The organism is Micromonospora sp. NPDC050495, from assembly GCF_040655175.1.
Lineage (GTDB): Bacteria > Actinomycetota > Actinomycetes > Mycobacteriales > Micromonosporaceae > Micromonospora.
This window is the reverse complement of sequence record NZ_JBFAJK010000024.1, coordinates 43218-57072: the sequence shown is the minus strand read 5'-3', so window position 1 is coordinate 57072 and position 13855 is coordinate 43218. Positions and strand designations below refer to the sequence as shown.

Here is a 13855-nt window from a genome sequence, read left to right as displayed (position 1 = left end):
ATATTTGTGGTATTATGTCTGATTACCGCTGGTAGTGTGGCGGCGCTCCCGAGAGGGCGTCGCCGCGCTACCGGGAGCACCTCCCCGGCCGCGCCCACCGGCGCGGCAGCTCCCGGAAAGGACCAGCCCGTGCCCGAGGCCATCGATCTGCTCGACACCCGCGTCCGCGACTTCCTCGCCGCCTTCACCGGGACCGCCGATCCCGCCGCGCTCGGCGCCCTGCTCGCCGACCCGTTCCTGCTGGCCGATGAGGCCGGCGCCCGGCCGGTACCCCGCGCCGCGTTCCTCGCCGCCCTGCCCCGCCGGGCCCGGCTGTTCGCCGAGGCCGGGCTCGGCCGCGCGGAGCTGACCGGCCTCACCTGCCAGCGGCTCGACGAGCGGTACGTGCTGGCCCGCACCGAGTGGGACGCGCCGCGCCGGGACGGTGGCCGGCCGCTTCGGCTCGTGTCGTCGTACCTGCTCCGGGAGGAGGACGGGCGGTTCCACGTCGTTCTCTATGTCAACCACGAGGGCCTGCCCGCGGCCTGAACGCCGGCGCCAGCGACTACGTCACCAAGCCGGTCGACGCGGAGGACCTGCTCACCTGCATTCACCGTTGGCTGGCGAGTTGTCCCTGGATCGGTGGGACTGCGGCGTGCCGGGGTGGCGTCCCCGTGGCATGGCTGCCCTTGCGGTGGTAGCTGTCGGGCCGACTGGGGCGGGCGTCAGGAAGCCTGCTCCAGGGCGGCCAGTGTCTGGCGCAGCCACTTCAGCTCAGCATGCGTTGTCGCGGTCGCGATCGTGAACAGTCCTTGTCGGAAGGCGTCGTCGAAGTCGGCGGCACGCAGCGGCCGGTCGCCGTCCCAGAAGAAGCTGGCCGGCTGGGTGAGGAAGTGCAGCCTGCGCCGCAGCACGGTGGCCTGGGCGGCCGGGTCGTCGAGGTGGCGCAGGAAGGCGAGCATGGTGAACCACCGGTTCTCGTCGGTGATGAAGAGCTCGTCGGGTTCGCGTAGCCGGTCGTGCAGCGCCGTGGCGCCCGCCTCGGTCAACGACAGCATGTGCCGGGGTGCGGCCGCCTGACCGGGCTGCAGCTCGCGGGACAGCAGCCCGGCCGATTCCATGCGCTTGAGCAGGGGGTAGAGCGTGCCGTCCGCGATGGGGCGTACGTGTCCGGTCAGGGCGGCGATGCGTTTGCGCAGGTCGTAGCCGTGTAACGGGCCGTCCTGAAGGAAGCCGAGGATCGCGAGTTCCAGCATGATCGAGAGCATACCCTCTTGCCAAGATACCTCGGATCCGAGGTATGATGCCGATCATGCACAGCGCTCAGGTACTTCCCGACGGTTCCCGGGTGCGTTGGGTCGAGATTCCCGGCGCCGAGCCCACCCGTGTCTACCTCCACGGCCTCGGCGCAAGCTCCACGCCCTACTACGCCGCCGCCGTAGCGCATCCGGCCCTGGCCGGCCACCGCTCGCTCATGGTCGACATGCTGGGCTTCGGCATCAGCGACCGTCCGCAGGGCGCGTCCTACACCCTGCAGATGCACGCCGACGTGCTGGCCCGTGCGCTCGAGCAGGCCCAGGTGAGCGGCGCCGACGTGATCGCACACAGCATGGGCGGCACGGTGGCGACCACCCTGGCCGCGCGCCACCCCTGGCTGGTGCGCCGGCTCGTGCTGGTAGACGCGCCCCTCGACCCGGTGCGCGAGCTGCCCACCACCAAGCGACCGGGCAGCTCGGGCATCGGGGTCTACCAGACCGAGCGTGACTTCCTCGACCGCGGCTGGGACGAGACGCTCGAGTTCGTCGGGCCGGAGTGGGCGGCCACGATGCGCCTGGCGGGGCCGCAGGCCCTCTACCGCAGCGCGATGAACCTGCTGCGCGGCACCGAGCCAGCAACGCGCGAAAGCCTGGAAAAGCTACCGATACCTCGCACGTTCCTGTACCCGGCGGCCGACGGGCCACGGTTCGACGACGACCGACTGGCCGGCGCGGGCGTGGAGGTGGTGGCGGTTCCCGAGTGCGGACACAACATCATGGTCGACAACGTGCAGAGCTTCGCCCTCGCCGTACAGGCGGCTCTGCGCGACTGAGCCAGCCCCGGACGGCCGGTGGCCCGGCGGGCAGGTTGCCCGCCGGGCCGTCTCGGAGTGGATCACCTCACCACGGCGCCGGGGCGGGTGGTGGCACGACCGGCGGCCGGTCGTCGCAGGTGATGGTGTTCGGCAGCAGCCACGGGGCGAGCCAGCCGCCGTCGTTGCCGCCGAGGTCGGCCAGGGCGAACTCCGACCCGGCGGGGGTGAAGTGGAACGAGCCGCAGTTGTTGACGCCCACCGCGCCGACGTTGCGAGCGTCCACGTTGGCGAAGGAGGCGGAGCCGGCGGTCCGGGCGCTCACCACCGAGGTGCCGGTGCCGTCGACCCGGATGTCCCGGAAGTGCACGTTGCTGATCGAGTAGCTGTCCTTCACCGGCCAGTCGCTGACCAGCATGATCGCGTTGTAGGTGTTGTCGAGGAAGATGTCGCCGACCACCTGGATGTCGGCGTCGATGCTGCGGTCCAGCGCGTAGAACCAGATTGCGCCCAGGCCGATGTTCCAGTTCAAGTCGTAGGTGCCGGCCCGGACCGTGGTGTTGCCGGTGATCCAGAGGTGGCCGGTGAAGGGTTCGGCGCCGAACCGGGAGCCGACCTGGATGGCGCTGCCCTCGCGGACCGGGTCGGCGATCAGGTTGTTCGAGACGGTGAGGTCCGTGCCGCCGTAGAGGGCGATGCCGTTGGCCAGGACCGGCGACTGCACCGTGTTGTGGTCGAAGGTGTTGTGCGCGTTGCCGGTGCGCTCGGACCACATGGCCAGCGCGTCGTCGCCGGTGCTGCGGACGAAGGTGTGCGAAACCGAGGAGTGGGTGACGCCGGTGTGGAAGTTGAGCCCGTCGGCGATCTGGTCGGCGATGACCGTGTTGGTGACCCGCAGGTCGGTCATCGGGCCGTCGAACCAGAGGCCGACCTTGGTGTGGTGCAGGTAGAGACCGTCGACGGTGGACCGGTTGAGCGCCCCGCCGACGGCGTTGACCTGGTCGGTGTCGATCCGCTCCCGGACGTCGCCCTCGACGGCGAAGCCGGAGAGGTGCACGTCGCTGCTGCCGCCGTCGGCGGCGTCCCGGCCGTAGAAGCCGACGCCGGTGTGCACCGAGCCGTCCGGGGCCGGGGTGTCCAGGGCGACCTCGCGGCCCCGGACGATGGTGTACCAGCTGCCGGCCCCGGCGATGCTCACGTCGTCCACGACGATGTGCCGGTTCACCTGGTAGGTCCCCGGCGGCAGGTAGAGCGTGCGGTGCGCCCGGCGGGCGTACGCCACGGCCCGGTCGAACGCGTCGGCGGATTCCCGCCGCCCGGACGGGTCGGCGCCGAAGGCCAGCACGTTCACCGCGCCGGGCACCACCCGGGGCGGGCCGACCCGGTGCGAGTCGAGCAGGTCGATCACCGTCCACGCCGCGGCGGTGCCGGTCGGCGCGGTCAGCCGGACCACCTCGCCGGCCCGGTGGGTGCGGCCCAGTAGCAGCCGCTGCTCGTCGTAGAAGTGGTGCGGCCGGAACGGCTTGGTGACGGTGGGCGCCGGCGTGGTGGCGGCCGGCACGCAGCCGCACTCGGTGATCCACCAGTCGGGGTGCAACAGGTCGGCGCCCGGGTCGTTGGTGAACGGGTACTGGTTGTAGAGCCAGGCGTACTGCGAGGTGAGCGTCATGGTCCGGACCGGCTCCCGGCCGACGCGGACGTGCAGCGGCGCGGTGATGCCGCCGCCGCCGGGGGCGTCGGGGATGCTGTACCGGACGGTGAGCGCGTCGGTCGCCGCCGGGAGGGTGAACTCGACGTACTGGCCGGGGGAGAGGCGCACGGCGCGCCGCCCGGACGCCTCGCCGGCCAGGGTGTAGGCGGCCCGGTCCGGGCCGATCACGGTGCCGGTGGTGCGCGCGTGCTCGGCCTCCTGTTCGACGAAGTCGACGCTGGCCCCGCGCCCGGCGACCAGCGCGGGGTCGAGGCCGGCCCGGGTGATCACCGGGGCCGGCCCGGCGGGGCCGGCCGCCACGGCGGCGCTCCCGGCCGGTACGGCCAGCGCGAGGGCGGCGCCGGCCGCCGCGACGATCCGGACGATCGGCACCGACGGGCGACGGCCCGCCGCGCCTGCCACGCTCCGCTGCATGGACTACCCACTTTCCGGGGGACGGGGGAGACGGTGGTGGCCTCGGCGCGGGTGAGGGCGCGCCCCGCCGGAGGGTGCCCCATGTTATTCCCGTGGTTTGTCGATATTCAAGCGTCTACCTGTCCGAATCTTTCTGTCTCTCGATGGGCCTTCGCGGCGGCCGGGACCGGGTCCGGCGAGCCCGGCCGCCGGCCGCCCGCCCCGTCGCTGTTCATTTCTTGCAAGAACACGACGTACGATTGCCGCCGTGACGAAACGGTTGACGGAGGTGGCCCGCAAGGCGGGCGTCAGCGAGGCGACCGTGAGCCGGGTGCTCAACGGTCGGGGCGGCGTGTCGGAGGCGACCCGGACGGCCGTGCTGACCGCGCTCGACGTGCTCGGTTACGAGCGCCCCACGAAGCTGCGGGGCGAGCGCGCCCGCCTGGTCGGCCTCGTCCTGCCCGAGCTGCAGAACCCGATCTTCCCGGCCCTCGCCGAGGTGGTGACCGGCTCGCTCGCCCAGCGCGGGTTCACCCCGGCGCTCTGCGCCCGCACCATCGGCGGGGTCTCCGAATCGGACTACGTCGAGATGCTCCTCGACCACCAGGTCTCCGGGGTGATCTTCGCGGGCGGGTCGTACGCGCTGGCCGACGCCGCGCACGAGCACTACCGCCGGCTGACCGACCGTGGCCTGCCCGTGGTCCTGGTCAACGCGGGCGTGGACGAGCTGGGCTTCCCCCGGGTCTCCACCGACGACGCGGTGGCGGTGGAGCAGGCGTACGGGCACCTACGCTCGCTGGGGCACGACCGGATCGGCATGGTGCTCGGCCCGGAGGGGCACGTGCCGTCCCGGCGCAAGCTGGACGCCATGGTCCAGGCCGCGGGTTGGGCCGACGGCCCGGAGTTCGTCGAGCGGTCCAGCTTCTCCATGGAGGGCGCCCGGGTGGCCGCCACCAAGCTGGTGGAGCGCGGCGTGACCGGCATCATCTGCGCCAGCGACGTGCTGGCGCTGGGCGCGATCCGGGCCGCCCGGCGGCTCGGGCGCGTGGTGCCGACCGACGTCTCCGTGGTGGGCTTCGACGACTCCGCCTTCATGACCTGCACCGACCCGCCGCTGACCACCGTGCGGCAGCCGATCGAGACGATGGGGCAGGCCGCGGTGGACCTGCTGGTCACCCAGATCGAAGGGGCCGGCGTGCTCCACGACGAGTTGCTCTTCGAACCCGAACTGGTGGTGCGCGGCTCCACGGCGCCCGCGCCGCGCTGAACCAGGCCGTCCCGGCCGCCGACCGCGAACCGCGGTCGGCGGCCGTTTTCGTGCCCGGCGGCCGCCTGGTCGCGAGTCGTCGGCGCCCGCCTGGTCCGCCTCTTCCGTTCACAAGTCGTGTTCTTTCATCGCACGATCGGAACCTTGCGGAAACTAGTCCGGATAGCTACGGTGACTCCACTCACACCTGCCCCGACGCTCCACCAGGGACAGGTCCGGCGGCGGATGCGGCTCGACCGGCATCCCCGCGGTGACGTTCACCGCAGATCAGCGAAGGCCGTGGATACACCCGTTCCCGAAGGGATGGACAGATGTCCGTACCGCAGTACCGGAAGGCTGCGGCGCTAGCGCTCGTGGCCGGCCTGGGGCTCAGCCTCGCGGCTTGCTCCACGAAGAGCGACGACCCGGCGAAGGATGCCAGCGGCAAGGTCACCATCACGGTCGACTGCCAGCCGGTCGGCGCCCAGAAGGAACTGCTGAAGAACTGGAACGACGACGTCGCCGAGTTCCAGAAGCAGAACCCGAACATCGTCATCAAGAGCGTCAGCGTCGGCGAGCAGTGCAACAACCCGCCGGACTTCACCGCCCGCCTCGCCGGCGGCACGGTGACCGACGTCTTCTACGGCTACATGACCGACCTGCAGCAGGTGCTCGACTCCGGCCAGGCCATGGACATCACGGAGTACGCCACCAAGGACACCATCCCCACCTGGGACAGCGTCGACCCCGCGCTCAAGGAGGTCTTCACCGACGGCGGCAAGCTCTACGCCGTCCCGGTGAAGAACTACTCGATGGGCCTGGTCTACAACAAGGTCCTGTTCCAGCGGGCCGGCCTCGACGTGAACAACCCGCCCAAGACCTGGGCGGACGTCCGGGCCGCGGCGAAGAAGATCTCCGCCCTGGGCAGCGGCATCGCCGGCTACTCCGAGTACAGCGCCGGCAACACCGGCGGTTGGCACTTCACCTCCCTGCTCTACTCGCAGGGCGGCCAGGTGCTCACCGCGGACGGCAAGAAGGCCGACTTCAACAACGCCATGGGCAAGCAGGTCCTGCAGAACCTCAAGGACATGCGGTACGGCGACAACAGCATGGGCAGCCGCCAGCTGCTCCAGTGGGGCGACCTGCTGACCAACGCCGGCGCGGGCAAGGTCGGCATGTTCATCGGCGCGCCGGACACCACCCAGGCGATCGTCAGCCAGTTCCAGGGCAAGTTCCAGGACTGGGCGATGGCGCCGCTGCCCGGCCAGGACGGCCCGGCAAAGGGGACGCTCGGTGGCGGCGAGGGCTACTTCTTCAAGAAGGGCCTCACCCCAGACCAGGTCAAGGCCGGTCTGAAGTGGATCGCGTACCAGAAGCTGACGCCGGGCAAGGGCCAGCTCGACTATGTCCGGGCCAAGCCGCAGAACTACCCGGTGGGCCTGCCCCAGCCGCTGCTGTTCGCCAATGGCAGCGACGCGCAGAAGCAGGAGCTCGAACTGCGCAAGGCGAACGCGAACGTGGACACCGCCAACTTCGCGATCTTCGAGGCGAACCCGGTGCCGATCAAGGGCGAGCCGCGCAACGCGCAGGCGATCTACGCGGTGCTCGACGCGGCGATGTCCGGGGTCCTGACGAACCCGAACGCGAACATCGACGCGCTGCTCAAGACGGCTGAGGACAAGGTCAACCAGTTGCTGGCCGCCGCCAGCTGAGCCCCCGAGTGTGGGGGCCGGCGCGCCGGCCCCCACACCCCGCCCGTCCCGTCCGGTCACCGAACGTCCGCAGGAGAAGCCTTGGCGATCACCACCGTCCCGGGTACCACCAGGCAACCAGGTCGCCCCCAGACGCCGTACCCGCCCGGGTCCCGGCGTACGAGCCTGGGCCGCAAGGTACGGGACAACCTCAGCGGGCACGCGTTCCTGATCGGGGCGGTCGTCTGCTTCGCCGTCTTCTCCTGGTACCCGATGGTCCGCGGCGTCGTGATGAGCTTCCAACGCACCCGACGGGGCGAGACCACCTGGGTGGGCTGGGACAACTACGCCCGCATCGTCGCGGACCCCAGCTTCTGGACCGCGTGGAAGAACACCTTCTACTTCACGTTCCTCGCGCTGGTCCTCGGGTACGCGGTGCCGTTCTTCGTGGCGATCCTGCTCAACGAGTTCCGCCACGCCCGCGGCTACCTGCGGATCCTGGTCTACCTGCCGGTGATGCTGCCGCCCGCCTCGGCGCTCTTCCTCTTCAAGTTCTACGCCTACGACCCCAGCGAGGCCGGCCTGTTCAACGCGGTCCTCGCGGCCCTGCACCTGCCGACCTCGGAGTGGATGCAGTCGCCCGGGATGACCATGCCGGCCATGGTGCTCGCGTCGACCTGGATGAACATGGGCAGCGCGGTGCTGATCTACCTGGCGGCGCTGCAGAACATCCCCGGCGACCTCTACGAGGCGGCCGAACTCGACGGCGCCGGCATCTGGCGACGGATCCGGCACGTGACCATCCCGCAGACCCGGCTGATCCTCGCGCTGCTGGCGATGATGCAGATCGTCGCCACCATGCAGCTCTTCATCGAGCCGCTGATCCTCGCCAACGGCGCGGGCACCGGGGACTCGGCGACATCGGTGGCGTACCTCATCTACCAGCACGGCTTCTTCCAGAACGACCTCAACGGCGCCGCGGCGCTCGGCGTGATCATGCTCGTCGTGCTGGCCGGCTTCTCCGCCGGCTACCTGCGGCTGACCGCGAAACAGGACTAGGACGGACGACCCATGGCCCAGGACTCCGGGACCCGTACCCTCATCTCCTCCGCCCAGCTCACCCGGGGACGCGGCCGGGTGATCTACTGGACGCTGCTCGCCGTCGTCGTGGTGGTGTTCACGCTCGTCTTCATCGGGCCGCTCTACTGGATGGTCACCGGCGCGCTCAAGTCCGGCCAGGAGATCGCGCAGACGCCGCCGTCGCTGTTCCCGAAGGACCCGCAGCCGCAGAACTACGTCGACGCGTGGCAGAACCTGGACCTGGCAAAGCTGCTGTTCAACACCTTCTACTACGCGACCGGCGCGGTGCTGTTCCAACTCGTCCTGGACACGGCGGCGGCGTACTCGCTGTCGAAGCTGCGGCCGATCTTCGGCAACGCGATCCTCGGCCTCATGCTGGCGACGCTGATGATCCCGGCGATGGTCCTCATCGTCCCGCAGTACGTGACGGTGATCGACCTGCCGATCCTGCACCTCAACCTGCTCGACTCGCCGTTCGCCATCTGGCTGCCCCTGGTCGCCAACGCGTTCAACATCTTCCTGCTGAAGCGGTTCTTCGATTCGATCCCGGAGGACCTCATGGCGGCGGCCTTCGTGGACGGGGCCACCCCGCTGCGTACGCTCTGGTCGATCATCCTGCCGATGTCGCGCCCCATCCTCGGCGTGGTCTCGATCTTCGCGGTGACGGCGGTCTGGAAGGACTTCCTCTGGCCGAAGCTGGTCATGCCGTCGCCGGAGACCCGGACAGTCAGCGTGGGCATCTACGCCTTCGCCGGCGGCACCCCCATGAACGTGGTGATCGCCGCCTCGGTCATCGCCGCGATCCCGACCGTCGTCATCTTCCTGATCTTCCAGCGGAACATCATGTCCGGCCTGACCACGGGCAGCCTCAAGGGATAGCCCTCGGCGCGGCGGACGGTGCCCCTCCACCGGGGCCGCCGGCACCGGCCGCCGCGCCGGCGCACCACCCAGCGCGACCTCGCGGGCGAACAACGACCGTTCGACCGACACATTCAGGTCCGGCGACCCCGCCGACGTACCAACGCAGAAAGCAGGTGCTCGTGTCCACAGCAGACAGCGTTCCGTGGTGGCGTGGAGCGGTGATCTACCAGGTGTACCCGCGCAGCTTCGCCGACGGCGACGGTGACGGTGTCGGCGACATCGCGGGCATCCGGTCCCGGCTGACCCACCTGTCCGAGCTCGGCGTCGACGCCATCTGGTTCAGCCCCTGGTACCCGTCGCCGATGGCCGACGCCGGCTACGACGTGGCCGACTACCGCGACATCGACCCGGTCTTCGGCACCCTGGCCGAGGCGGAGGCGCTGATCGCGGAGGCGCACGCGCTCGGCATCCGGACGATCGTCGACGTGGTGCCGAACCACTGCTCACACCTGCACCCCTGGTTCCAGGCGGCGCTCGCCGGCGGGCCCGGCGCGCCCGAGCGGGAGCTGTTCTGGTTCCGTCCCGGCCGCGGCCCGGACGGCGACCAGCGGCCCACCGACTGGGTCGGCGAGTTCGGCGGCCCGACCTGGACCCGGACCGTCAACCCGGACGGCACCCCGGGCGACTGGTACCTGCACCTGTTCGCCCCCGAGCAGCCGGACTTCAACTGGGACCACCCCCGGGTGCGGGCCGAGTTCGAGGACATCCTGCGGTTCTGGTTCGACCGGGGGGTGGACGGCATCCGGATCGACTCGGCCGGGTTGCTGGTCAAGGACGGGACGCTGCCCGAGACCCGGCCGGACCGGCCGCACCCGTTCCGCGACCTGGACGGGGTGCACGAGGTCTACCGCGCCTGGCGGCGGATCGCCGACGGCTACCCCGGCGACCGGGCCCTGATCGGCGAGGTGTGGCTGCCCGACCGGCAGCGGTTCGCCAACTACCTGCGCCCGGACGAGCTGCACGCCGCGTTCAACTTCGACTTCCTCGGCTGCGCCTGGGACGCCGCGGCGCTGCGCGAGAGCATCGACGGGACGCTGGCCGCGCACGCGCTGGTCGGCGCGCCCGCCACCTGGGTGCTGTCCAACCACGACGTCACCCGGCACGTCACCCGGTACGGCCGGGCCGACACCACGTTCAGCTTCGCCGCCAAGCGCGAGGGCATCCCCACCGACCTGGAACTCGGCACCCGCCGGGCCCGGGCCGCCGCCCTGCTCTCCCTGGCCCTGCCCGGCGCCGCCTACGTCTACCAGGGCGAGGAGCTGGGGCTCTGGGAGGTCGAGGACATCCCCCACGAGCTGCGCCAGGACCCGATGTGGGAACGCTCCGGCCGGGTCGACCCCGGCCGGGACGGCTGCCGGGTCCCGCTGCCCTGGAGCGGTGACGCGCCGCCCTTCGCGTTCAGCCCGGACGGCGCCACCGCCGCCCCGTGGCTGCCCCAACCCGCCGACTGGAAGGACCGCACCGCGCGCGCCCAGGCCGGCGACCCGCACTCCATGCTGGAGCTGTACCGGGCCGCGATCGCGTTGCGCCGGCGCGAACCGGCCCTCGGCGACGGCACCTTGACCTGGCTGCCCGCCCCGGACCGGGTGCTCGCCTTCGGCCGGGACCCGGGCTTCACCTGCCTGGTGAACCTCTCCGACACCAGCGTGCCGCTGCCCCCGCACCACGAGCCGCTGCTGGCCAGCGCGCCGCTCGACGACGACCGGTTGCCGCCGGACACGGCCGTCTGGCTGCGGACCGGCTGATCCGCCGGGTGCCGGCGGCCCGTCCCGGCCGCCGGCACCCCTGAGGAAAGGAGGGGGAGGAGCAACCACCCACGGGGGACCTGGCCACCCGACGAAAGGGAGAACACCCCTCATGGCCGACCACACCACCCCGCACCTCGGCAGCAGCCGCCTCCGCGCGGCGCTGGCCACCCTGGCCGCCGCCGCGCTGGCCGCCACCTCGGTCACCGTGGTGGCGCTCACCTCCACCGGCACCCCGGCCCGGGCCGCCGGCCTGTCCCCGTTCGAGATCGCCGGTCGCGGCGCCACCGTCCCCTTCATCGAGCAGGAGGCCGAGCGGGTCAGCCACACCGGCACCCGGATCGGCCCCGACCGGCACTACGGCACCCTCCCGTCGGAGGCCTCCGGCCGGGAGGCGGTCACCCTCGACGCCCCCGGCGAGTACGTCGAGTTCACCCTCACCGCCCCGGCCGACGCCATCACCTTCCGGTACAGCCTGCCGGACAGTGCCGCCGGCACCGGCCGGGACGCCACCATCGACCTGCGGGCCAACGGCACGCTGGTCAAGACCGTCCCGGTCACCTCCCGGTACGGCTGGTACTACGGCGGGTACCCGTTCAACAACAACCCGGGCGACACCAACCCGCACCACTTCTACGACGAGGCCCGAACCCGGTTCGGCAGCACGTACCCGGCGGGCACGAAGATCCGCCTGCAGGTCTCCTCGACCGCGCAGTCGCCCACGTTCACCATCGACCTGGCCGACTTCGAGCTGGTCGGCGCGGAGATCCCCAAGCCGGCCGGGGTGCTGGACGTGGTCACCGACTTCGGCGCCGACCCGACCGGCGCCACCGACTCGACCGCGAAGTTCCAGGCCGCCGTGGACGCCGGCAAGGCGCAGGGGAAGGCGGTCTGGATCCCCGCCGGCACCTTCACCCTCTGGGACCACGTGGTGGTCGACGGGGTGACCCTGCGCGGCGCCGGGCCCTGGTACTCGGTGCTCGGCGGCCGGCACCCGACCGACCGCAAGCGGGCGGCCGGCATCTACGGCCGGTACGTCCCCGGCGGCGGCTACAGCGGCGAGATCCGGCCGCACGAGGCCGGCGGGCCCAGCCGCAACGTCACCCTGCGGGATTTCGCGATCATCGGCGACATCCGCGAGCGGGTCGACGAGGACCAGGTCAACGCCCTCGGCGGGGCGATGTCGAACTCGGTGGTGGACAACCTCTGGTTGCAGCACACCAAGGTCGGCGCCTGGATGGACGGGCCGATGGACAACCTGACCATCCGCAACAGCCGGATCCTGGACCAGACCGCGGACGGGGTGAACTTCCACTGGGGCGTCACCAACTCCACGGTGACCAACACCTTCGTCCGCAACACCGGCGACGACGGGCTGGCCATGTGGGCGCAGAGCGTGCCCAACGTCAACAACGCCTTCACGCACAACACCGTGGGCGTCACCATCCTGGCCAACAACCTGGTCACCTACGGCGGCCGGGACATCAGGATCACCGACAACGTGACCGCCGACTCGGTCACCAACGGCGGCGGCATCCACGTGGCGAACCGCTATCCCGGGGTGACCGGGCCGACCGCCGTCGCCGGCACGATCACGCTGGCCCGCAACACCCTGATCCGCAACGGCAACTCCGACTACAACTGGCGGTTCGGCGTCGGGGCGCTCTGGTTCTCCGCGCTCAACGAGCCGATCCAGGGCGCCACCATCAACGTCACGGACACCGACATCCTGGACAGCTCGTACGCGGCGCTGCACTGGATCGAGGGGCAGACCAGCGGGATCAACCTGACCAACGTGCGTATCGACGGGGCGGGCACCTTCGCGCTCCAGGTGCAGGCGCCCAGCCAGGTCAGCTTCACCGGGGTCCGGGCCACCGGCATCGCCCAGGCCAACCCGATGTACAACTGCGTCGGCAGCGGCTTCCAGATCACCCAGGGCGCCGGCAACTCCGGCTGGTACTCGGCCAGCCCGTACTGCGGGCCATGGCCGGAGCCGCAGTGGGGCAACGGGCCGACCACCACGCCGCCGCCCACGAACCCGCCGCCCACCACGCCGCCGCCCGGCGGCAACCTGGCCCTCGGCCGGCCGGCCACCGCGTCGAGCAGCACCCAGACGTACGCGGCCGCGAACGCGGTCGACGGCAGCGCCGGCACGTACTGGGAGAGTGCCAACAACGTCTTCCCGCAGACACTCAGCGTGGACCTCGGCGCGGCCCGCGCGGTCGACCGGGTGGTGCTGAAGCTGCCGCCCGGCTGGGAGCGGCGGACCCAGACCCTGTCGGTGCTCGGCTCCACCGACGGGTCGACCTGGAGCACGCTCAAGGCCTCGGCCGGCTACACCTTCGATCCGGCCACCGGCAACACGGTGTCGATCCCGCTGCCGGCCGGGGAGCGGCGGCACATCCGGGTCAGCGTCACCGGGAACACCGGCTGGCCGGCCGGGCAGGCCGCCGAGTTCGAGGTGTACGGCGGCAGCGGCACCACCACCCCGCCGCCGGCCAGCACGCCCCCGCCCACCACCCCGCCACCGACCACCCCGCCCCCGCCGAGCGGCAACCTCGCCGCCGGGCGACCGGTCACCGAGACCAGCCACGCCGACGTGTACGGCGCGGGCAACGCCGTCGACGGCAACCCCGGCACCTACTGGGAGAGCGCCAACAACGCCTTCCCGCAGTCGCTCACCGTCGACCTCGGCGCGACGTACCCGGTGTCCCGGGTGGTGCTGCGGCTGCCACCCGCGTCGGCCTGGCAGACCCGCACCCAGACGGTGGCCCTGCTGGGCTCCACCGACGGGTCGACCTGGACGACGCTCAAGGCGGCGACCGGCTACACCTTCGACCCGGCCACCGGCAACACCGCCACCATCACGGTCCCGTCCGCCGGGCGCCGGCAGCTGCGGCTGACCTTCACCGGCAACACCGGCTGGCCGGCCGGGCAACTCGGCGAGTTCGAGGTGTACGCCGGCTGACCGCCCCGGGGTCCCCGCGGCGCGGCGGGGACCCCGACCACCCCCACCACTCC

At 71.5% G+C, this 13855-nt stretch carries 10 protein-coding genes; 8 read left to right on the top strand and 2 right to left on the bottom strand.

The genetic code is table 11. The features are described from left to right. Positions 1 to 129: 129 nt before the first annotated feature. Positions 130 to 528 (top strand): DUF4440 domain-containing protein, encoded by a 399-nt coding sequence (locus tag AB0I11_RS22155; RefSeq protein WP_357323473.1) that lies wholly within the window; start codon positions 130 to 132, stop codon positions 526 to 528. 176 nt (positions 529 to 704) lie between these two features. On the opposite strand, the gene AB0I11_RS22150 is transcribed toward AB0I11_RS22155, so the two are convergent. After that, the gene (locus AB0I11_RS22150; RefSeq protein WP_357323470.1) at positions 705 to 1235 is read right to left on the bottom strand and encodes a PadR family transcriptional regulator; all 531 of its coding nucleotides are present in this window, start codon (positions 1233 to 1235) and stop codon (positions 705 to 707) included. Between the two features lie 56 nt (positions 1236 to 1291). Between AB0I11_RS22150 and AB0I11_RS22145 the strand changes: the two genes are divergently transcribed. Next, positions 1292 to 2068, top strand: a complete 777-nt coding sequence (locus tag AB0I11_RS22145) for an alpha/beta hydrolase (RefSeq protein ID WP_357323467.1) — start codon at positions 1292 to 1294, stop codon at positions 2066 to 2068. 67 nt (positions 2069 to 2135) lie between these two features. Here the strand turns inward: AB0I11_RS22145 and AB0I11_RS22140 are convergent, their stop codons facing one another. Then, on the bottom strand, positions 2136 to 4172 hold the full coding sequence (locus tag AB0I11_RS22140; RefSeq protein WP_357323464.1) for a glycosyl hydrolase family 28-related protein: 2037 nt from the start codon (positions 4170 to 4172) through the stop codon (positions 2136 to 2138). Between the two features lie 247 nt (positions 4173 to 4419). Between AB0I11_RS22140 and AB0I11_RS22135 the strand changes: the two genes are divergently transcribed. The 6 genes from AB0I11_RS22135 to AB0I11_RS22110 all read left to right on the top strand — a co-directional run bounded on the left by AB0I11_RS22135 (position 4420) and on the right by AB0I11_RS22110 (position 13802). Beyond that, on the top strand, positions 4420 to 5418 hold the full coding sequence (locus AB0I11_RS22135; RefSeq protein ID WP_357323461.1) for a LacI family DNA-binding transcriptional regulator: 999 nt from the start codon (positions 4420 to 4422) through the stop codon (positions 5416 to 5418). A gap of 311 nt (positions 5419 to 5729) precedes the next feature. Beyond that, on the top strand, positions 5730 to 7109 hold the full coding sequence (locus tag AB0I11_RS22130; protein ID WP_357323457.1) for an extracellular solute-binding protein: 1380 nt from the start codon (positions 5730 to 5732) through the stop codon (positions 7107 to 7109). 81 nt (positions 7110 to 7190) lie between these two features. Continuing rightward, positions 7191 to 8147: a sugar ABC transporter permease gene (locus AB0I11_RS22125; RefSeq protein WP_357323454.1), complete on the top strand. Its 957-nt coding sequence runs from the start codon at positions 7191 to 7193 to the stop codon at positions 8145 to 8147. Positions 8148 to 8159: 12 nt separating this feature from the next. Continuing rightward, the gene (locus tag AB0I11_RS22120) at positions 8160 to 9047 is read left to right on the top strand and encodes a carbohydrate ABC transporter permease (RefSeq protein WP_357323451.1); all 888 of its coding nucleotides are present in this window, start codon (positions 8160 to 8162) and stop codon (positions 9045 to 9047) included. Between the two features lie 161 nt (positions 9048 to 9208). Next, positions 9209 to 10834 (top strand): glycoside hydrolase family 13 protein, encoded by a 1626-nt coding sequence (locus AB0I11_RS22115; protein WP_357323448.1) that lies wholly within the window; start codon positions 9209 to 9211, stop codon positions 10832 to 10834. 112 nt (positions 10835 to 10946) lie between these two features. Continuing rightward, entirely contained in the window at positions 10947 to 13802 is a 2856-nt protein-coding gene (locus tag AB0I11_RS22110; RefSeq protein WP_357323445.1) for a discoidin domain-containing protein, read from the top strand. The last annotated feature ends 53 nt before the right edge of the window (positions 13803 to 13855 follow it).